This is a genomic window from Jeotgalicoccus marinus DSM 19772 (assembly GCF_000425825.1).
Classification (GTDB): domain Bacteria; phylum Bacillota; class Bacilli; order Staphylococcales; family Salinicoccaceae; genus Jeotgalicoccus; species Jeotgalicoccus marinus.
The window spans coordinates 44,115-61,492 of the sequence record NZ_AUEE01000003.1 but is presented as its reverse complement, the minus strand read 5'-3'; the positions used below and the strand labels follow the sequence as shown (position 1 = coordinate 61,492).

At 37.9% G+C, this 17,378-nt stretch carries 32 protein-coding genes; 28 read left to right on the top strand and 4 right to left on the bottom strand.

Annotated elements, in window-relative coordinates; genetic code table 11:
- The first annotated feature begins 3 nt into the window (after positions 1-3).
- The 28 genes from rpsC to rpsI all read left to right on the top strand — a co-directional run bounded on the left by rpsC (position 4) and on the right by rpsI (position 14,714).
- Complete coding sequence (gene rpsC / locus H624_RS0100415; protein ID WP_026865801.1) at positions 4-645, top strand: 30S ribosomal protein S3; 642 nt, start codon at positions 4-6, stop codon at positions 643-645.
- Between the two features lie 18 nt (positions 646-663).
- Positions 664-1,098, top strand: a complete 435-nt coding sequence (rplP, locus tag H624_RS0100410; protein WP_026865800.1) for a 50S ribosomal protein L16 — start codon at positions 664-666, stop codon at positions 1,096-1,098.
- Positions 1,088-1,297 carry a 50S ribosomal protein L29 gene (rpmC, locus tag H624_RS0100405; RefSeq protein WP_026865799.1) on the top strand — a complete coding sequence of 70 codons (210 nt, stop codon included), beginning with the start codon at positions 1,088-1,090 and terminating at the stop codon, positions 1,295-1,297. Before rplP ends, rpmC begins: the two co-directional genes overlap by 11 nt.
- 18 nt (positions 1,298-1,315) lie before the next feature.
- Positions 1,316-1,579: a 30S ribosomal protein S17 gene (gene rpsQ / locus H624_RS0100400; RefSeq protein WP_026865798.1), complete on the top strand. Its 264-nt coding sequence runs from the start codon at positions 1,316-1,318 to the stop codon at positions 1,577-1,579.
- Positions 1,580-1,607: 28 nt separating this feature from the next.
- A complete protein-coding gene (gene rplN / locus H624_RS0100395) occupies positions 1,608-1,976 on the top strand; it encodes a 50S ribosomal protein L14 (RefSeq protein WP_026865797.1) in 369 nt (122 codons plus the stop codon).
- A 27-nt stretch (positions 1,977-2,003) separates the two neighbouring features.
- Positions 2,004-2,312 (top strand): 50S ribosomal protein L24, encoded by a 309-nt coding sequence (gene rplX, locus H624_RS0100390; protein WP_026865796.1) that lies wholly within the window; start codon positions 2,004-2,006, stop codon positions 2,310-2,312.
- Between the two features lie 26 nt (positions 2,313-2,338).
- Positions 2,339-2,878 (top strand): 50S ribosomal protein L5, encoded by a 540-nt coding sequence (gene rplE / locus H624_RS0100385; protein ID WP_026865795.1) that lies wholly within the window; start codon positions 2,339-2,341, stop codon positions 2,876-2,878.
- Between the two features lie 19 nt (positions 2,879-2,897).
- Positions 2,898-3,083 (top strand): type Z 30S ribosomal protein S14, encoded by a 186-nt coding sequence (locus tag H624_RS0100380; RefSeq protein WP_017547659.1) that lies wholly within the window; start codon positions 2,898-2,900, stop codon positions 3,081-3,083.
- A 29-nt stretch (positions 3,084-3,112) separates the two neighbouring features.
- A complete protein-coding gene (gene rpsH, locus H624_RS0100375; protein ID WP_026865794.1) occupies positions 3,113-3,511 on the top strand; it encodes a 30S ribosomal protein S8 in 399 nt (132 codons plus the stop codon).
- Between the two features lie 25 nt (positions 3,512-3,536).
- Positions 3,537-4,073 carry a 50S ribosomal protein L6 gene (gene rplF, locus H624_RS0100370; protein ID WP_026865793.1) on the top strand — a complete coding sequence of 179 codons (537 nt, stop codon included), beginning with the start codon at positions 3,537-3,539 and terminating at the stop codon, positions 4,071-4,073.
- Between the two features lie 24 nt (positions 4,074-4,097).
- Positions 4,098-4,460 carry a 50S ribosomal protein L18 gene (gene rplR / locus H624_RS0100365; protein WP_026865792.1) on the top strand — a complete coding sequence of 121 codons (363 nt, stop codon included), beginning with the start codon at positions 4,098-4,100 and terminating at the stop codon, positions 4,458-4,460.
- Between the two features lie 22 nt (positions 4,461-4,482).
- Positions 4,483-4,986: a 30S ribosomal protein S5 gene (gene rpsE, locus H624_RS0100360; protein ID WP_026865791.1), complete on the top strand. Its 504-nt coding sequence runs from the start codon at positions 4,483-4,485 to the stop codon at positions 4,984-4,986.
- Between the two features lie 14 nt (positions 4,987-5,000).
- On the top strand, positions 5,001-5,180 hold the full coding sequence (gene rpmD / locus H624_RS0100355; RefSeq protein WP_026865790.1) for a 50S ribosomal protein L30: 180 nt from the start codon (positions 5,001-5,003) through the stop codon (positions 5,178-5,180).
- Positions 5,181-5,207: 27 nt separating this feature from the next.
- The gene (gene rplO, locus H624_RS0100350; protein WP_026865789.1) at positions 5,208-5,648 is read left to right on the top strand and encodes a 50S ribosomal protein L15; all 441 of its coding nucleotides are present in this window, start codon (positions 5,208-5,210) and stop codon (positions 5,646-5,648) included.
- Complete coding sequence (gene secY / locus H624_RS0100345; RefSeq protein ID WP_026865788.1) at positions 5,648-6,949, top strand: preprotein translocase subunit SecY; 1,302 nt, start codon at positions 5,648-5,650, stop codon at positions 6,947-6,949. Before rplO ends, secY begins: the two co-directional genes overlap by 1 nt.
- 16 nt (positions 6,950-6,965) lie before the next feature.
- On the top strand, positions 6,966-7,613 hold the full coding sequence (locus tag H624_RS0100340) for an adenylate kinase (protein ID WP_026865787.1): 648 nt from the start codon (positions 6,966-6,968) through the stop codon (positions 7,611-7,613).
- Positions 7,614-7,751: 138 nt separating this feature from the next.
- The gene (gene infA, locus H624_RS0100335; protein ID WP_017547668.1) at positions 7,752-7,970 is read left to right on the top strand and encodes a translation initiation factor IF-1; all 219 of its coding nucleotides are present in this window, start codon (positions 7,752-7,754) and stop codon (positions 7,968-7,970) included.
- A 30-nt stretch (positions 7,971-8,000) separates the two neighbouring features.
- Positions 8,001-8,114, top strand: coding sequence for a 50S ribosomal protein L36 (rpmJ, locus tag H624_RS0100330; protein WP_003156543.1), 114 nt, complete (start codon positions 8,001-8,003; stop codon positions 8,112-8,114).
- 24 nt (positions 8,115-8,138) lie between these two features.
- On the top strand, positions 8,139-8,504 hold the full coding sequence (gene rpsM / locus H624_RS0100325; protein ID WP_026865786.1) for a 30S ribosomal protein S13: 366 nt from the start codon (positions 8,139-8,141) through the stop codon (positions 8,502-8,504).
- A 30-nt stretch (positions 8,505-8,534) separates the two neighbouring features.
- The gene (gene rpsK, locus H624_RS0100320) at positions 8,535-8,924 is read left to right on the top strand and encodes a 30S ribosomal protein S11 (protein WP_026865785.1); all 390 of its coding nucleotides are present in this window, start codon (positions 8,535-8,537) and stop codon (positions 8,922-8,924) included.
- Between the two features lie 80 nt (positions 8,925-9,004).
- Complete coding sequence (locus H624_RS0100315) at positions 9,005-9,949, top strand: DNA-directed RNA polymerase subunit alpha (RefSeq protein WP_026865784.1); 945 nt, start codon at positions 9,005-9,007, stop codon at positions 9,947-9,949.
- Between the two features lie 19 nt (positions 9,950-9,968).
- Entirely contained in the window at positions 9,969-10,367 is a 399-nt protein-coding gene (rplQ, locus tag H624_RS0100310) for a 50S ribosomal protein L17 (RefSeq protein WP_026865783.1), read from the top strand.
- A gap of 147 nt (positions 10,368-10,514) precedes the next feature.
- On the top strand, positions 10,515-11,303 hold the full coding sequence (locus H624_RS0100305) for an energy-coupling factor transporter ATPase (protein WP_026865782.1): 789 nt from the start codon (positions 10,515-10,517) through the stop codon (positions 11,301-11,303).
- On the top strand, positions 11,300-12,160 hold the full coding sequence (locus tag H624_RS0100300) for an energy-coupling factor transporter ATPase (protein WP_026865781.1): 861 nt from the start codon (positions 11,300-11,302) through the stop codon (positions 12,158-12,160). The genes H624_RS0100305 and H624_RS0100300 overlap by 4 nt, the downstream gene beginning before the upstream one ends.
- The gene (locus tag H624_RS0100295) at positions 12,153-12,950 is read left to right on the top strand and encodes an energy-coupling factor transporter transmembrane component T family protein (RefSeq protein WP_026865780.1); all 798 of its coding nucleotides are present in this window, start codon (positions 12,153-12,155) and stop codon (positions 12,948-12,950) included. The genes H624_RS0100300 and H624_RS0100295 overlap by 8 nt, the downstream gene beginning before the upstream one ends.
- A 5-nt stretch (positions 12,951-12,955) precedes the next feature.
- The gene (gene truA / locus H624_RS11380) at positions 12,956-13,690 is read left to right on the top strand and encodes a tRNA pseudouridine(38-40) synthase TruA (RefSeq protein WP_051220435.1); all 735 of its coding nucleotides are present in this window, start codon (positions 12,956-12,958) and stop codon (positions 13,688-13,690) included.
- A 174-nt stretch (positions 13,691-13,864) separates the two neighbouring features.
- Positions 13,865-14,302, top strand: coding sequence for a 50S ribosomal protein L13 (rplM, locus tag H624_RS0100285; protein WP_026865779.1), 438 nt, complete (start codon positions 13,865-13,867; stop codon positions 14,300-14,302).
- A gap of 19 nt (positions 14,303-14,321) precedes the next feature.
- A complete protein-coding gene (rpsI, locus tag H624_RS0100280) occupies positions 14,322-14,714 on the top strand; it encodes a 30S ribosomal protein S9 (RefSeq protein WP_026865778.1) in 393 nt (130 codons plus the stop codon).
- A 68-nt stretch (positions 14,715-14,782) separates the two neighbouring features.
- Here the strand turns inward: rpsI and H624_RS0100275 are convergent, their stop codons facing one another.
- The 4 genes from H624_RS0100275 to H624_RS0100255 all read right to left on the bottom strand — a co-directional run bounded on the left by H624_RS0100275 (position 14,783) and on the right by H624_RS0100255 (position 17,307).
- On the bottom strand, positions 14,783-15,841 hold the full coding sequence (locus tag H624_RS0100275; RefSeq protein ID WP_245570509.1) for a tyrosine-type recombinase/integrase: 1,059 nt from the start codon (positions 15,839-15,841) through the stop codon (positions 14,783-14,785).
- Positions 15,842-15,916: 75 nt separating this feature from the next.
- Complete coding sequence (locus H624_RS0100270; RefSeq protein ID WP_026865776.1) at positions 15,917-16,114, bottom strand: hypothetical protein; 198 nt, start codon at positions 16,112-16,114, stop codon at positions 15,917-15,919.
- Positions 16,115-16,146: 32 nt separating this feature from the next.
- Complete coding sequence (locus H624_RS0100265; protein WP_026865775.1) at positions 16,147-16,641, bottom strand: hypothetical protein; 495 nt, start codon at positions 16,639-16,641, stop codon at positions 16,147-16,149.
- A 174-nt stretch (positions 16,642-16,815) separates the two neighbouring features.
- Positions 16,816-17,307 (bottom strand): hypothetical protein, encoded by a 492-nt coding sequence (locus tag H624_RS0100255; RefSeq protein WP_026865773.1) that lies wholly within the window; start codon positions 17,305-17,307, stop codon positions 16,816-16,818.
- Between the last annotated feature and the right edge of the window lie 71 nt (positions 17,308-17,378).

The window sequence follows — 17,378 nt, the reverse complement described above, 5'->3', positions numbered from 1 at the left end:
AACTTGGGCCAAAAGATAAATCCAATTGGGTTTCGTGTAGGTGTCATCCGTGACTGGGAAGCAAACTGGTACGCTGACAAAAATTTCTCAACTCTATTACACGAAGACTTAAAGATTCGTAAATATATCGAGACTAATCTCAAAGATGCATCAATTTCTAAAGTAGAAATCGAACGTGCTGCAAACCGAGTTAACATTGCATTGCACACAGGTAAACCAGGTATGGTAATCGGTAAAGGTGGTAGCGAGATCAACAAAACTCGTACAGCTCTAACTAACCTAACTGGCAAGAAAGTTCATATCAATGTTATTGAAATCAAGAAAGTTGATATGGATGCTAAACTTGTTGCTGAAAACATTGCACGTCAATTAGAAAACCGTGTTTCATTCAGAAGAGCACAAAAACAAGCGCTACAAAGAGCAATCAAATCTGGCGCTAAAGGAATCAAAACTCAAGTATCAGGGCGTTTAGGCGGTGCAGATATCGCACGTGCTGAAGGCTACAGTGAAGGAACAGTTCCACTTCATACACTTCGTGCAGACATTGACTACGCACACGAAGAAGCAGACACTACTTACGGTAAACTAGGTGTCAAAGTATGGATCTACCGTGGAGAAGTTCTTCCTACAAAGAATAATAAATAAGTAAGGAGGAAAATTGGAATGTTATTACCAAAAAGAGTAAAATACCGTCGTCAGCACCGTCCGGATACTAAAGGACGTTCAAAAGGCGGAAATCAAGTAAGTTTTGGTGAATACGGGCTACAAGCTACAACAACATCTTGGATTACTGCAAGACAAATTGAGTCAGCGCGTATTGCAATGACACGTTACATGAAACGTGGCGGTAAAGTATGGATCAACATCTTCCCGCACACGCCATATACAAAGAAACCTTTAGAAGTACGTATGGGATCTGGTAAAGGGGCAATCGAAGGATGGATTGCAGTTGTAAAACCAGGCCGTATTATGTTTGAAGTTGCAGGTGTTCAAGAAGAGGTTGCTAAAGAAGCACTTCGTCTTGCGAGCCACAAACTTCCAGTTAAAACTAAGATCGTTAAACGTGAAGAATTAGGTGGTGATACGAATGAAAGCTAAAGAAATCCGTGATTTAACGAATTCTGAAATTGAATCAAATGTCAAAGAATTGAAAGAAGAACTTTTCAATCTGCGCTTTCAGCTAGCTACAGGTCAGCTAGAGAACACTGCTCGTATCAAAGAAGTTAGAAAAACTATCGCTAGAATGAAAACGACGGTTCGTGAAAGAGAGATTGCAGAAGCACAAGCGAATCAATAATTAGAGGAGGTCCAAATCGTGGAAGAGAAAAACGAACGTAAAGTTCTCCAGGGCCGCGTAGTATCCGACAAAATGGATAAAACAGTAACGGTACTCGTTGAAACTTACAAAAAACACCCGATCATCGGTAAACGTGTTAGATATTCTAAGAAATACAAAGCACATGACCAAAACAATACAGCGAAAATGGGCGACATCGTAAGAATTGAGGCTACACGTCCATTATCAGCGACTAAACGATTCCGTCTTGTTGAAATCGTTAAAGAGTCTGTAATTATATAATACTTGAAACAGAAGGAGGGAATCACGCATGATTCAGTCAGAAAGCCGCTTAAAAGTTGCTGACAACTCTGGTGCTCGTGAAGTACTTACAATCAAAGTACTTGGTGGTACTGGTCGTAAAACAGCTAACATCGGTGACGTAATTGTTGCAACTGTTAAAAATGCAACACCAGGTGGTGTTGTCAAAAAAGGTGAAGTTGTAAAAGCTGTCATCGTTAGAACAAAAACAGGTATCCGTCGTGAAGATGGTTCATATATTAAATTCGATGAGAACGCATGCGTAATCATCCGTGATGATAAAGGTCCAAGAGGTACTCGTATTTTCGGACCAGTTGCTCGTGAACTTCGCGAAGGTAACTTCATGAAGATTATCTCATTAGCACCAGAAGTACTATAATCTTAATCCGAAGGAGGTGCGACAACTATGCACGTAAAAACAGGTGACCAAGTCATTGTAATCAGCGGGAAAGACAAAGGTAAAAAAGGGAATGTATTAAAAGCAATTCCTGGAGAAGACCGTGTCATTGTTGAAAATGTAAACATCGTTAAGAAACACCAGAAGCCATCTCAAATGAACCCAGAAGGTGGGATTCTAGAGGTAGAAGCGCCAATTCATGTTTCTAACGTTATGCACGTTGACCCTGAATCAGGTGAACGCACTCGTATCCGTCATGAAATCAAAGATGGTAAAAAAGTGAAGATCGCTGTGAAATCAGGTAAAGAAATTAAATAAGGTTCAAACGGAAGGAGGTCACATAAATGGCACGTTTAAAAGATAGATACAATGAAACAATTAAACAAGAATTAGTAAATAAATTTAATTACACTTCTGTAATGCAAGCACCAAAAATCGAAAAAATCGTTGTTAATATGGGTGTTGGTGACGCTGTGCAAAACGCAAAAGTACTCGACACAGCTGTTGAGGAATTAACTGCAATCACAGGTCAAAAACCAGTTATCACTAAAGCAAAAAAATCTATCGCTACTTTCCGTCTTCGTGAAGGTATGCCGATCGGTGCTAAAGTAACACTACGTGGAGAAAGAATGTATGAATTCCTAGACAAATTAATCTCGGTTTCACTTCCACGTGTAAGAGACTTTAGAGGTATTTCTAAAAAGGCATTTGATGGCCGCGGAAACTACACGCTAGGTGTTAAAGAACAGCTTATCTTCCCTGAAATTGACTACGATAAAGTATCAAAAGTACGCGGTATGGATATTGTAATTGTAACAACAGCTAACACGGACGAAGAAGCTCGTGAACTGCTAACACAATTCGGTATGCCGTTCCAAAAGTAAGATCTAAGGAGGCGAAATAGTGGCTAAAAAATCAATGATTGCTAAACAGCAAAAAGAACAAAAATTCAAAGTTAGAGAATATACACGTTGTGAAAGATGTGGACGTCCACACTCAGTAATTCGTAAATTCAAGCTTTGCCGTATCTGTTTCCGAGAACTTGCTTACAAAGGGCAAATTCCTGGCGTTAAAAAAGCAAGCTGGTAAGAAACATTATTCGAAAGGAGGCAACTTAAATGACAGTGTCAGATCCAATTGCAGATATGCTAACACGCATTAGAAATGCGAACATTGTTAGACATGAAACTTTAGAAATCCCTGCATCAAACATTAAGAAAGAAATTGCAGGTATCTTAAAAACTGAAGGTTTTGTAAAAAACGTAGAATTTATCGAGGATGATAAGCAAGGTATTATCCGCGTATTCATGAAATACTCAAACGATAGCGAACGCGTTATCACTGGTTTAAAACGTATTTCTAAACCTGGACTACGTGTTTATGCTAAGAGAGAAGAGTTACCAAGAGTACTTAACGGTCTTGGAATTGCGCTTATCTCTACTTCAGAAGGTGTGCTTACAGACAAAGAAGCACGTAAAAGAAATCTTGGCGGGGAAGTTCTCGCATACGTTTGGTAATTAATATTATAGGAGGTGCAAAGTAATGAGTCGTGTTGGTAAACGTCTTATTGACATTCCAAGTGATGTAACTATCGACATCAAGGGTAATACTATTACTGTTAAAGGCCCTAAAGGTGAACTAGTTAACACATTCAATGAAGAAATGACATACAATCTTGAAGATACTACACTAGAAGTAGTACGCCCAAGTGATTCTAAAGAACACCGTACAGTACACGGTACTACTCGTGCACTTATCAACAACATGGTTGAAGGTGTTTCACAAGGTTTTGTAAAAGAACTTGAACTAATCGGAGTTGGTTATCGTGCACAAATGCAAGGTAATAAACTTTCATTAAACGTTGGTTTATCTCACCCTGTTGAGTTTGAAACAGGTGAAAACCTTCAGATTTCTGTAGAAGGTAACACTAACATCAAAATCGAAGGTATTAATAAAGAGGAAGTTGGAGCTTTAGCTTCAAACATCCGTAGTGTACGTCCACCAGAACCTTATAAAGGTAAAGGTATTCGCTATAAAGGTGAACTTGTTCGCCGTAAAGAAGGTAAAACTGGTAAATAATAAATAAGTGAGGAGTGACCATCAATGATCGCGAAAATTGACAAGAATAAAGTTCGTCAAAAAAGACATGGCCGCGTGCGTAACATGCTTTCAGGCACAACTGAAAGACCACGTTTAAATGTTTATCGTTCAAACAAGCATATCTATGCTCAATTAATTGATGACACTGCGCAAATTACACTTGCAAGCGCATCTACACAAGATCCAGAGTTCAAAGGTGAACTAGGTTCTAACGTGGAAGCAGCTAAAGAAGTCGGTGCTCTTATTGCAACTCGTGCAAAAGACAAAGGTTTCGAAAAAGTAGTATTTGACCGTGGTGGATATTTATATCATGGACGTGTGAAAGCATTAGCTGATGCAGCACGTGAAAACGGACTGGATTTCTAATAAAAAAGGAGGGACAATAAACATGGCTTACAAGAAAGAAGAGAAAGTACAAGAATTTGAAGAGCGCGTTGTGACAATCAACCGTATCGCAAAAGTTGTTAAAGGTGGACGTCGTTTCCGTTTCTCAGCTTTAGTAGTAGTTGGTGACAGAAAAGGTCGCGTAGGTTTCGGTACAGGTAAAGCCCAAGAGGTACCTGAAGCAATTAAAAAAGCAATCGAAGCTGCGAAGAAAGATCTTATTGAAGTACCTATCGTTAACGGTACAATTCCACACGAAATTAAAGGTCGTTTCTCATCAGGTAACGTATTCATGAAACCTGCTGCTCCTGGTACAGGGGTTATCGCTGGTGGTCCAGTACGTGCCGTACTTGAACTTGCAGGTGTTACTGACATCCTAAGCAAGTCATTAGGTGCGAATACACCAATTAACGTTGTTCGTGCAACACTTACAGGCTTAACTGAACTTAAAGATGTTAAAGAAGTGGCTAAGCTTAGAGATAAAACTGTAGAAGAGATTCTAAACTAAGGAGGGAATAGTCAATGGCAAAAGTGAAAGTTACCCTCACTAAAAGTATTATTGGTAAACCTGAAACTCAAAGACAAACAGTTGCGTCATTAGGTATTAAGAAAATGCATCAAACTGTTGAACACGAAGATACACCTCAACTTAGAGGTCAGATTGCCAAAGTTAGTCATTTAGTTACAGTAGAAGAAATTTAATGATAAAATGATATAGGAGGTGCGAAGATGAAATTACACGAACTTAAACCAGTTGAAGGCGCGCGTAACAAACGTAACAGAGTAGGGCGCGGTATGTCATCAGGTAACGGTAAGACATCTGGTCGTGGTCACAACGGACAAAAATCACGTTCTGGTGGTAAAGTGAGCCTTACTTTCGAAGGTGGTCAATTACCATTATTCCGTAGTATTCCTAAACGCGGTTTTACAAACATTAACCGTAAAGAATACGCAGTTGTCAATGTTGATTCACTAAACCGTTTCGACAATGGTACAGAAGTAACACCTGAACTCTTAGTTGAGACAGGTCTTGTTAAAAATGAAAAAGCTGGAATTAAAATTCTTGGTAACGGTAGCCTTGATAAGAAATTAACTGTAAAAGCGCACAAATTTTCTAGTTCAGCTAAAGAAGCTATTGAGCAACAAGGCGGAACTCATGAGGTGATCTAATGATCGGCAAGATATCGAATTTCTTTAAAATTAAAGAAATACGTAATAAGATACTTTTTACTTTGGCCATGCTGATTATCTTTAAGATAGGAACTTATATTCCTGTTCCAGGCGTTGACCCTAGCGTATTTGACACGGGTGCTTCTAGTGGAGGCGTCCTGGACTTAATGAATACGTTCGGTGGTGGCGCGCTGAGTAACTTCTCTATTCTCGCAATGGGGATTATGCCGTATATCACAGCATCAATTGTTACTCAGTTGTTACAGATGGATATAGTGCCAAAGTTTGCTGAGTGGGCAAGACAGGGCGAAGTTGGCCGTAAGAAACTTGCTCAGTTTACAAGGTATTTCACGATCGTTTTAGCTTTTATTCAAGCAATTGGTATGTCTTTCGCATTTAACCAAATGTTCGGAGGCGCACTTATTGAAAATAACAACATTGGATCGTACTTGCTGATCGCATTAATCTTAACAACAGGAACTGCCTTCCTTTTATGGATGGGTGAGTTAATCACATCTCACGGTGTAGGTAATGGTATTTCAATCATTATCTTTGCGGGGATACTTGGTGCTTTACCAAGTTCATTGATTCAATTGTTCCAGTCTAGATTTACTGGCACATCGGATACGACAATGGCGGTTCTGCAAATTGCAGGTTTAGTAATATTCCTATTATTACTCACAGCCTTTGCGGTGTTTATCTTACAAGCAATTCGTAAAATCCCAATTCAGTACGCAAAAGGTCAAAGAAATGCAGGTTCACAGCTTGCACCACAAGCAACTTTCTTACCATTGAAAGTGAATCCAGCAGGTGTTATCCCGGTAATCTTTGCCATGGCATTCTTAATGATGCCACAGACGTTAACACTATTCTTCCCAGATGCTAACTGGGCACAGACTGTCGCAAGATTTGCTGACCCATCTGATTGGGTAGGAATGATCTTTTACGTTGTTCTAATTATTGCATTTGCTTACTTCTATTCATTTGTGCAAGTGAACCCAGAGAAAATGGCTGACAACTTGAAAAAACAAGGTAGCTATATTCCGGGTATCCGACCGGGTAAAAATACTCAGGATTATATCACTTCAGTACTATATAGATTAGTATTTGTTGGCTCATTATTCCTAGCAGGTATTTCAATCTTGCCACTGTTGATTACTAAGTTTATGGATTTACCACAAGCGATTCAAATCGGCGGTACAAGTCTACTCATCGTTATCGGTGTTGCACTTGAAACGATGAAACAACTCGAAGCACAAGCGAATCAGAGGGAATATCGTGGATTTAGAAAGCGCAGATAAGCAGGAGGAAATATAGATGAATATTATTATTATGGGCTTGCCAGGTGCCGGTAAAGGCACTCAAGCTGCCAAGATAATTAAGAAACATTCAATTCCTCATATCTCTACGGGAGACATGTTCCGACTCGCTATTAAAAACGAGACGGATTTAGGGAAACAAGCTAAAGAATTTATGGATCAAGGTGAACTTGTTCCTGACGAAGTAACAATCGGTATCGTCAAAGAGCGCCTATCTCAAAGTGATGCTAAAGGTGGCTTCTTGTTAGATGGTTTCCCAAGAACTGTTGAACAAGCTGAAGCCCTTAATAAGATTATGGAAGAGTTAGGTTCTCAGATCGACCAAACGATTTACGTCGAGGTGCCTGAAGAAGAGTTAATGAATAGACTGACAGGTAGACGCATCTGTGAAACTTGCGGAGCAACTTATCACCTCGTGTTTAACCCACCTAAAACAGAGGGTATCTGTGATTTAGATGGCGGTAAACTTTACCAACGCGAAGATGATAATCCTGAAACTGTTCAGAACCGTCTTGAAGTTAATGTTAAACAAACAGCACCGCTTTTAGATTTCTATAAAGAACTTGGAGTTCTGTCTACTGTAGATGGCTCAAAAGATATAGAAGAAGTATTCGAGGAAATCGATGAAATTCTTAATGACTTATAGAGATATTCACCTTCGCAGCCTTTAGGTGAATGTTTATTGTCTATATGTATACGAGTGAGTCGTTATTAGACGTAGTGAATCGTCACCTAGAGCAAATTTCGAATACGGAATTGAAATGCTGTATAAGGAGGATAAAAAGTGAGTAAACAAGATGTAATTGAACTGGAAGGTACAGTGCTTGATACTTTACCAAATGCAATGTTCAAAGTAGAATTAGAAAATGGTCATGAGATTTTAGCTCATGTATCAGGTAAAATTCGTATGAACTATATACGCATACTTCCTGGTGATAAGGTAACAGTTGAAATGTCACCATATGACTTAACACGTGGCAGAATCACTTATCGTTTTAAATAAGAGACTCCATATTCTAAGGAGGTAAAAAACATGAAAGTAAGACCATCAGTTAAACCTATCTGTGAGAAATGTAAAGTTATCCGCAGAAAAGGAAAAGTAATGGTAATCTGTGAAAACCCTAAACACAAACAAAAACAAGGTTAATATATAATTTGGAGGTGCAAAAATATGGCTCGTATTGCAGGAGTTGACGTACCACGTGACAAACGTGTTGTAATTTCTTTAACTTACGTATACGGTATTGGACCAAGCACAGCTGCTAAAATTTTAGCTGAAGCTTCAGTTGACGAAAGTACTCGTGTTAAAGACCTTACTGAAGATGAATTAAACAAGATCCGTGAAGTCGTTGATGGTTACAAAGTTGAAGGTGACTTACGCCGTGAAACAAACCTTAACGTTAAACGCTTAATGGAAATTGGATCATACAAAGGTATGCGTCACCGTCGTGGCTTGCCTGTTAATGGTCAAAAGACTAAAAACAATGCAAGAACACGTAAAGGACCAATCAAAACAGTAGCGAACAAGAAGAAATAAATAGCTTACTTTAGTAAAGGAGGATAACAAATGGCTCGCAAACAAACTAGTCGTAAACGCAGAGTGAAAAAGAATGTCGAAGCAGGAATTGCACATATCCGTTCAACATTTAATAATACAATCGTAACAATCACTGACGAGTTCGGTAATGCCTTATCATGGTCATCTGCTGGTGCCTTAGGTTTTAAAGGTTCTAAAAAATCTACACCTTTCGCAGCACAAATGGCTTCTGAAACAGCATCTAAAGCAGCGATGGAACACGGTCTTAAAACTGTAGAAGTTACAGTAAAAGGTCCTGGTGCGGGACGTGAAGCAGCAATCAGAGCACTTCAATCTGCTGGTCTTGAGATTACAGCTATTAAAGACGTAACTCCAGTTCCACACAATGGTTGCCGTCCACCTAAACGCCGCCGTGTATAATAATTATTTAATCGCTTAAGTAGTTGGGAACAATATAATTTTCTAATATTTTCGGCGTTTAAAGGGAGGATATGTTACACATGATCGAAATCGAGAAACCTAGAATTGAGACAGTAGAAGTATCGGAAGATTCTAAGTTTGGTAAGTTTGTTGTAGAACCTTTGGAAAGAGGTTATGGAACAACACTTGGGAACTCCTTGCGTCGCATTCTTTTATCATCATTACCAGGTGCGGCAGTTAAGACGATTGAAATAGAAAATGTACTTCATGAGTTTTCGACAATCGACAATGTTGTTGAAGACGTGACTACAATTATTACCAACATCAAGAGCCTGGCACTGAAAATCTACTCTGAAGATGAGAAAACTTTAGAAATTGATTTCAGCGGTGAAGGTGTCGTTACTGCAGCTGATATCACTCATGATAGTGATGTTGAAATTTTAAACAGAGATCTTAAGATTGCAACAGTATCTAAAGGTGGAAGCTTGAAATTACGCATGACTGCTGATAGTGGTAGAGGTTACACACTTGCAGATGGCAACAATAAAGCTGACATGCCAATTGGTGTAATTCCAATCGACTCTATCTACACACCGATAGAACGTGCGAATTATACGGTTGAAAATACACGTGTAGGACAAAGTACAAACTTCGATAAACTTACTTTAGACGTATGGACAGATGGTTCAATTACGCCTCAAGAAGCTGTATCATTAGGTGCTAAAATTCTAACTGAACACTTAAACATCTTTGTTGGTCTGACTGATGAAGCTCAAAATGCTGAAATCATGATCGAAAAAGAAGAAAATCAGAAAGAAAAAGTACTTGAGATGTCAATTGAAGAGCTTGACTTGTCAGTACGCTCATACAACTGTCTAAAACGTGCTGGTATCAACTCTGTTCAGGAACTCACTGATAAAACAGAAGCTGATATGATGAAAGTACGTAACTTAGGACGTAAGTCACTTGAAGAAGTTAAATTTAAACTTGAAGACTTAGGCTTAGGTCTACAGAAAGAAGACTAGTCATAAAGGAGGAGAAATAATGGGTTACAGAAAACTTGGACGTACATCTGACCAAAGAAAATCAATGTTACGCGACTTAGCGACGTCTTTAATCGTTAGTGAAAGAATCACTACAACTGAAGACCGTGCTAAAGAACTTCGTAAATTAGCTGACCGTCTTGTTACACTTGGTAAAAAAGGCGACTTAGCAGCTAAAAGACGTGCTGGTCAAACTGTACGCAACGTAGAAATCATCAATGAAGATGGTTCAACAAGTTATGCACTTCAAAAGTTATTTGAAGATATCGCTCCACGTTTTGCTGATCGTCAAGGTGGTTATACAAGCATTAAGAAACTTGGTAGCCGTCGCGGTGACGGAGCTGAACTTGTAATTATTGAATTCGTAGAAGGCGCTCCAGTTACAACTGAAGAAGCGTAAATTCTTAAAAGCAGAGTGAGTGTTATGATGATGAGCCCATCAGGGCTCTTTCGTCTAGCTCGACGTATCCTGCAGTAAATAATCAGTGCGCGACTCTTATTGCAGGGTACGCGCTTTTTTTACATAAATTTTTAAAGGAGTGGAGATATGATTAAACTAGAGAATGTCGCTTTTAAGTATAGAGAAGAAGAAGCATATGCTCTTGATCATATCTCCATTAACTTTGAAAAAGGAAAGTGGACATCGATTATCGGGCATAATGGTTCTGGTAAAAGTTCGCTTGTTAAAGTCCTGATGGGGATTACAGAGTCCTATGAAGGCAACATATATATAGATGGTAAACAGTTAAATAATGATAATATGAAAGACTTGCGTAGTCGTTTTGCAATTGTGTTTCAGAATCCTGATAATCAATTTGTTGGTGCGACAGTGGAAGATGATGTCGCTTTTGGTTTAGAGAATATGGGCATAGAAAGAGAAGAAATGATTGAACGAACAGACTATGCCTTAAAGTTAGTTGACATGCTTGATTTTAAAAAACATGAACCACATCGTTTATCGGGTGGTCAAAAACAAAGAATTGCGATCGCGGGAGCCTTGGCTATGAAACCTGAGGTCCTCATCCTTGATGAGGCAACTTCTATGTTAGATCCAAAAGGCAGACAAGAAGTGCTGAGCATACTTTGTGATTTACATGAACGGTTGGAGACGACCATTATATATATCACCCATGATCTGACTGAAATTTATAGAAGTGACAAGGTCGTTGTTATGAACCAAGGAAAAGCAGTTGCTGAGGGTAGCATTGATGAAATCTACAGGGACAAAGAGCTGCTAAAAGAAAGCAACCTGAAGGTGCCTTATACAATGGAACTATCAGAAGCACTTTTAGATGGGACTTACCTGACGCATGAAATGTTGGTGGACCGCCTATGATTATAGATTTTCATAAAGTGAGTGTAGTATATAATCCGAAATCCCCATTTGAGTTCAGAGCTTTAAAACAGATTGAAACGTCTTTTGAAAAAGGTAAGTTCTATGGATTAATTGGTCATACAGGTAGTGGTAAGTCGACTTTAATTCAAACAATGAATGGTTTGATTTTACCGACAACAGGTGACTTAAATGTTGATGGCATTAAGCTTTCTAAGAAGACCAAGCAAAAGGTAATTCATGAAGCTAAAATGAAAGTGGGTATGGTGTTTCAGTTTCCGGAGCATCAATTGTTTGAAAGTACAGTCTTAAAAGATGTCATGTTTGGACCGATGAATATGGGAGCGAGTGAAGAAGAAGCAAGAGAAAAGGCACTTCAATACTTAGAACTCCTCCGCGTACCAGAAACACTCTATGAGCGTAGTCCGTTTGAATTATCTGGTGGACAGATGAGAAAAGTAGCGATTGCGGGAATTCTCTCTATGGAACCAGATATTCTAATTTTAGATGAACCTACAGCCGGCCTAGACCCGGTGAGTCATGATGAGACAATGCGATTATTTAACGATGTCTTCAACAAGATTGATGTGACTGTTATTTTGATAACGCACGATATGGATGATGTATTAGAGTATACAGATGCCGTTAAGGTGATGGATCAAGGAGAACTAGTTAGAGAAGGAAAAACGACAGATATTTTAACCGATGAAAGCTTTATGACAGCTTACAATCTTGAAATACCACATATTATTAGATTGACTAAGGACCTCGAGAAAAAAGGGGTATATCTTAAAGAAATCCCTTTAAATACTAAGGACTTTATTTCTCTCTATAAAGAGTGGAGGGATAGTCATGCTTAGTTCAATGTTACTTGGTCGGTATACTCCTGGTGAGAGTGTGATTCACCACTTAGATCCTAGGGCTAAGTTGATTTCAGTTATTCTTTTTATGATTATTGTATTCTTTGCAAATGATTGGTTAGGGTACGGCATGCTCATACTTTTTGTACTGGCTGTGACTAAGCTTGCTGGCTTATCAGTACGCTTCCTCTTCAATGGTTTAAAACTCGTTTTGATACTGTTGATATTCACCTTCTTGATGCATATATTCTTAACCAAGGGTGGTACTATACTTGTTGAAGGTGGCTTCTTTACGATTGAATCCAACGGTCTGATTACCGGGATTTATATTACAATTCGACTTGCACTACTAGTGGTTATCACTACACTGATGACTTTAACGACGAGTCCAATAGAATTAACAGATGCCATAGAAAAACTATGTAAATCGTTAAAAGCAGTTAAGATACCTGTTCATGAAATCGCCATGATGATGTCCATCTCATTACGTTTCATTCCAACTCTAATGGATGAAACAGAGAAAATCATTAAAGCACAAAGTGCCCGTGGGTCTACTTTTATGACGGGAAGTCTAAAATCAAGAATCACAGCCTTAGTGCCGATATTCATTCCCTTATTCATGTCTGCCTTTAAACGTGCAGATGAGATGGCAGTTGCTATGGAAGTGAGAGGCTACAAGGGTGAAGAAGGACGAACACACTACAGAGTATTAAACTGGCAGTTAAAAGATACGATTGCTATTATCATTCTCTTGATATTAGGATTGATATTATTATGGGTAAGGCAGTGAATAAAATGAGAGTAAGAGCAAACATTTCTTATAACGGTCAAAACTTTAGTGGTTTTCAGTATCAACATGATTACCGCACGGTCCAAGGCACTATAGAAAAACAACTCAAACGCATGCATAAGACACATACTAGACTACACGGTGCTTCTAGAACCGATAGTGGTGTGCATGCCATAGATCAATATATTCACTTTGATACGACAATCGATTTACCACGAGATAAGTGGCAATTTATTTTGAATAGATCTATGCCAGACGATATTTATATTAAAAAAGTAGATATCGTTGATGACGACTTTCATTCGAGATTTAATGCCAAGGGAAAAACCTATCGCTACAAAATTTATACTGGCAATAAGAACCCTTTCTATGCAGGGTTGAAGACCCATTGTATGGATACCTTAAATTTAGAAAAGATTAGAGGTGCAGCAGCACCCTTTGTTGGAGTGCATGACTTCACCACATTCTCCAGTGCGAAAGCGGAGATTAAAAATAAGGTAAGAGAGATTAAACAACTCGACATTGAAGAAACAACAGACGGCATTGATATCGTCATTACCGGCACTGGTTTTCTATATAATATGGTCAGAATTATCGTGGCCTATCTACTTGAAGTCGGTAAGGGTAAAAGAGAAGCGGATACTTTGAATATGCTGAAGGCGAAAGATCGAACAATCATTCCAAAAACCGCACCGGCAGAAGGACTATATTTGGAAAAAGTCTGGTATGAAGACATATAAAATCTATTAATCATATTGACTTTGTTGGTCGATAATTATATAATAACTAACGGTACATTTTTATATCCATCCATGATTATAAGGCCCCGGAACCTTTTAAGATTATGAATATAAAAAGACAAAAACGACTATTAAAAAAACACGAAATATAGAATGGATTTAGGAGGAAATAATATGCGTCAAACGTTTATGGCTAATGAGTCAAACATCGAGCGTAAATGGTTCGTTGTAGATGCAGCTGGTAAAACACTCGGCCGTCTTTCTACAGAAGTTGCTACATTATTACGCGGAAAACATAAACCAACATTCACACCACACGTTGATACTGGTGACTATGTAATCATCATCAATGCTGGTGAAATCGAATTAACTGGTAAAAAAGAATCACAAAAAATTTACTACAGACATTCAGGTCACGTAGGTGGAATCAAATCTGTTACAGCTGGTGAATTAAGAGAGAACAACCCTGTGAGATTATTGGAAACTTCTATCAAAGGAATGCTTCCTAAGAATCCACTTGGACGTAAGCAAGGTAAGAAATTATTCGTATACGGTGGAGCAGATCACCCACACGTAGCACAACAACCTGAAAACTACGAGTTACGTGGTTAAGGATTAGGAGGGAAAACATTTGGCTAAAGTAGAATATTTAGGAACTGGTCGTCGTAAGCATTCAGTAGCACGCGTACGTTTAGTACCAGGTGAAGGTAACGTAACAGTAAACGGACGCGACATGAGAGATTATCTTCCATTTGAAAGTTTAATCTTAGATTTAAGTCAACCATTTGCAGTAACTGAAACTGCAGGTAACTATGATGTATTAGTAAATGTTCACGGTGGTGGATTTACTGGTCAAGCACAAGCAATCCGTCATGGTATTGCAAGAGCTTTACTAGAAGCAGATCCAGAACACCGTTCAGCACTGAAAAGAGCTGGACTATTAACACGTGACCCACGTATGAAAGAACGTAAGAAACCAGGTCTTAAAAAGGCTCGTCGTTCTCCACAGTTCTCAAAACGTTAAGAAAAACCTTTATATATCAACGTTCAGTGGACTTTTTTGGTTCAAATTGGTTCAAATCGACGTTAAGTCTATAAAGTATTTAATAGTTTTAAAGCATCGGCATCTTGTCGGTGCTTTTTTTCTGGCATCAATTCCAGATAATAATTTTGAGTTGTTTGGATATTGATATGACCTAGGCGCTTTGATACATAAGCAATATCTATATCTTGAGCAAACAAGAATGAGGCATGTGTATCTCTTAGACCATGAAAAGTAGTCTTCTTGATGTCTAGTTCTTTTAGAAGTTGGTTTAGTAGTTCAGATTGTTTAAAGCCTGAGGAATTAAAGATATACCCTGTATCTTTCACTGGTATTTTTCGAATCAGATCATAGACTTCTTTGTTGATGGAAACATCACGCTTTGCATTTTGTGTCTTTAGAGAGGTATCATCAGAAGTCGGACTGATTGAGTGCCTTACTTCTACACCATATTCAAATAAGTTCTCTGGGCGTATTGCTAACAGCTCACCACGACGCATGCCTGTTTCCAAAGCAAGTAATACCAGCAGGTTAAATTCTTCTTCTGGATGGCTTAAAACATGACTACGAAGCTTCTTAAAATCAGTAATAGATAAAGCTTTGTTTCGCTTAGGAGGGTCTTCTCCCCGTGTTTTTACCAAATGAGCAAAATCATTTGTAATATAACCACGAGCGTATGCATCGCGTAATGCGGTCTTTATTTTAAGAAGAACTTCATGGGTAGTCTTTCGAGAATGTGATTTGGCATATTCATCAATCTTCTTCTGAACAACTATATCATTTAAATCTTTCAATTGGATATCTTGGAACAAGTTCTTGATAATTCCTAGAGTACGAATATAATTTTGAAATGTCGTCTCTTTAACATCGTTGATTTTAACTAGATAAATCCAATTCTCAAAGAAATTTGCAAAGGTGGTTGTTCTGTGAGCGAGTTCTTTACCTTCGCCTTTTGCCAATTCCATCTCTAAAGACCAAAGTCTTGCTTCTTTCTTTGTAGAGAATGTTTTCGTAAGCTTCTTGTGTCTCCCAAAGCTGTATAGTGAAATTTGTGCTCTATATGAGTTACCTCTTTTTATAATACTAGCCACACTATCAATCCCTTTCATTAAAGTAGTTGATAGATGCTAGCTGAATACATCTGTATTGTATTCCGAAGCTAGCACCTTTTCAACCGAGATTACTTAAACAGTGTGTTTTTCTATAAAGTGCATTAAAGCTTTCATAGTGTACCGTTCACGCCGACCAATCATAAATCGTTCTAGATCATCGTGTGGTCGTATATATTTATCGAAAGAGATTGGGTCTATACCGAGAAATTCTGATGCTTGTTCTCTAGTTAAAAGATATGGAAATTCCTTTTTAGTCTTGTTAGTACTCATGTAGGATCATCTCCCTTGAATCAGTATTCATTTTATAACTTCCTTTCCCAAGGCTTACCTTCTAATTGATAAATACCCTTGTATTTGTTTATCCAGGATATATGGTCGTCATTTGGTTCGAATTCTTCATGGTACTTTATATAGAAATAGTCTAATAATTCTCTTGCTGTCCCATCACCCCAAATTTGCTGAACTTTCCACAATGTTGGAAAAAGGCCTGAACCCTTAATTAAGTGGTCTATAGACTGATCTAATAAATTATTTCTAGGGGAAGGAGATTCAAACTGAAAATCTTTCTCGTCTAATAAGTCAAGCATTAACTTTGTAAGTTTATGTGGACGATTCGATTTAACATAAAAGAACATATATCGATCAATTATGGAACTTATAATCACATTTTTAAGTTGTTTATCTGTATTGCATTGTTTTATTGCTTCAGTTAACTGATGTGCATAATCACCAGAATATTCGGCTTCAACGCGTGTCCAATTATCTACTTCTTTAGCAATATGGCGCATATGCTTCATGATAGTTGTTCCTCCTTCTTGTCATAAATACGTAGATGTACTTTAGTATTGCGACTTTTAGCACCTATATATATTGTTTGTGACTGAAAGTCCTTAGATACATCTGTCACTTTGGAATTATTCTTTTTATATGGTTTTTCTTTGTTATCATCAATAACTTTTTTATAATAACTGTTAATATTTACCATATCTTAATTCAGTCCTTCCTTCTTCGATAGAACGTTTTAATTTAGCGATACTAATATTCTCATTTATAAAATCACAACACATGTCGATGCGTGAGAGTCTAAACTGATAATCATCTGATTCAATCATCTTGAAAAAGTTGTGTAAATGAAGTGGTTCATTATATTCTTCTATATATCTCTTTCGATACTCGTGCCATGAGTATGCTGAAAATTTAATAATTACACCCATTTTTGAAAATGCTTCGTGGTAAGCAATGCAAAAATAAAATGGTGAATTGATGAATGAGTAACCAACAGTATAACCTTCTGGAAGCTTAATGTCGGCCTCACCTAGGTTGTCGAATAACTTGTGCATTTTAGAATTTACTAAAAATGTGCTAATCATATTTTTGGCAACATAATCACGCCAATCATCGAAGTCAAATTCATCAGTTGATTGTAATACAAGTGTAAATTGATCAATATCTGGTTTAATCATGTTTTATACACTCCTTGTGTTATAAAAAGCCTTTAGGGAAATTTTTAATTATATAAAAGCTTTTTGTATTA

What these genes read in the sequence shown, in the direction of transcription:
- rpsH (WP_026865794.1), top strand. Translation starts at nt 3,113, where the DNA reads ATGACAGTGTCAGATCCAATTGCAGATATGCTAACACGCATTAGAAAT.
- rpsK (WP_026865785.1), top strand. Translation starts at nt 8,535, where the DNA reads ATGGCTCGCAAACAAACTAGTCGTAAACGCAGAGTGAAAAAGAATGTC.
- H624_RS0100270 (WP_026865776.1), bottom strand. Translation starts at nt 16,114, where the DNA reads ATGAGTACTAACAAGACTAAAAAGGAATTTCCATATCTTTTAACTAGA.
- H624_RS0100265 (WP_026865775.1), bottom strand. Translation starts at nt 16,641, where the DNA reads ATGAAGCATATGCGCCATATTGCTAAAGAAGTAGATAATTGGACACGC.
- secY (WP_026865788.1), top strand. Translation starts at nt 5,648, where the DNA reads ATGATCGGCAAGATATCGAATTTCTTTAAAATTAAAGAAATACGTAAT.
- rpmC (WP_026865799.1), top strand. Translation starts at nt 1,088, where the DNA reads ATGAAAGCTAAAGAAATCCGTGATTTAACGAATTCTGAAATTGAATCA.
- truA (WP_051220435.1), top strand. Translation starts at nt 12,956, where the DNA reads ATGAGAGTAAGAGCAAACATTTCTTATAACGGTCAAAACTTTAGTGGT.
- H624_RS0100295 (WP_026865780.1), top strand. Translation starts at nt 12,153, where the DNA reads ATGCTTAGTTCAATGTTACTTGGTCGGTATACTCCTGGTGAGAGTGTG.
- rplR (WP_026865792.1), top strand. Translation starts at nt 4,098, where the DNA reads ATGATCGCGAAAATTGACAAGAATAAAGTTCGTCAAAAAAGACATGGC.
- rplX (WP_026865796.1), top strand. Translation starts at nt 2,004, where the DNA reads ATGCACGTAAAAACAGGTGACCAAGTCATTGTAATCAGCGGGAAAGAC.
- rplN (WP_026865797.1), top strand. Translation starts at nt 1,608, where the DNA reads ATGATTCAGTCAGAAAGCCGCTTAAAAGTTGCTGACAACTCTGGTGCT.
- rplQ (WP_026865783.1), top strand. Translation starts at nt 9,969, where the DNA reads ATGGGTTACAGAAAACTTGGACGTACATCTGACCAAAGAAAATCAATG.
- rpsM (WP_026865786.1), top strand. Translation starts at nt 8,139, where the DNA reads ATGGCTCGTATTGCAGGAGTTGACGTACCACGTGACAAACGTGTTGTA.
- rplM (WP_026865779.1), top strand. Translation starts at nt 13,865, where the DNA reads ATGCGTCAAACGTTTATGGCTAATGAGTCAAACATCGAGCGTAAATGG.
- H624_RS0100315 (WP_026865784.1), top strand. Translation starts at nt 9,005, where the DNA reads ATGATCGAAATCGAGAAACCTAGAATTGAGACAGTAGAAGTATCGGAA.
- rpsE (WP_026865791.1), top strand. Translation starts at nt 4,483, where the DNA reads ATGGCTTACAAGAAAGAAGAGAAAGTACAAGAATTTGAAGAGCGCGTT.
- H624_RS0100340 (WP_026865787.1), top strand. Translation starts at nt 6,966, where the DNA reads ATGAATATTATTATTATGGGCTTGCCAGGTGCCGGTAAAGGCACTCAA.
- rplE (WP_026865795.1), top strand. Translation starts at nt 2,339, where the DNA reads ATGGCACGTTTAAAAGATAGATACAATGAAACAATTAAACAAGAATTA.
- H624_RS0100305 (WP_026865782.1), top strand. Translation starts at nt 10,515, where the DNA reads ATGATTAAACTAGAGAATGTCGCTTTTAAGTATAGAGAAGAAGAAGCA.
- rplP (WP_026865800.1), top strand. Translation starts at nt 664, where the DNA reads ATGTTATTACCAAAAAGAGTAAAATACCGTCGTCAGCACCGTCCGGAT.
- rplO (WP_026865789.1), top strand. Translation starts at nt 5,208, where the DNA reads ATGAAATTACACGAACTTAAACCAGTTGAAGGCGCGCGTAACAAACGT.
- H624_RS0100300 (WP_026865781.1), top strand. Translation starts at nt 11,300, where the DNA reads ATGATTATAGATTTTCATAAAGTGAGTGTAGTATATAATCCGAAATCC.
- rpmD (WP_026865790.1), top strand. Translation starts at nt 5,001, where the DNA reads ATGGCAAAAGTGAAAGTTACCCTCACTAAAAGTATTATTGGTAAACCT.
- H624_RS0100275 (WP_245570509.1), bottom strand. Translation starts at nt 15,841, where the DNA reads ATGAAAGGGATTGATAGTGTGGCTAGTATTATAAAAAGAGGTAACTCA.
- rpmJ (WP_003156543.1), top strand. Translation starts at nt 8,001, where the DNA reads ATGAAAGTAAGACCATCAGTTAAACCTATCTGTGAGAAATGTAAAGTT.
- rplF (WP_026865793.1), top strand. Translation starts at nt 3,537, where the DNA reads ATGAGTCGTGTTGGTAAACGTCTTATTGACATTCCAAGTGATGTAACT.
- H624_RS0100255 (WP_026865773.1), bottom strand. Translation starts at nt 17,307, where the DNA reads ATGATTAAACCAGATATTGATCAATTTACACTTGTATTACAATCAACT.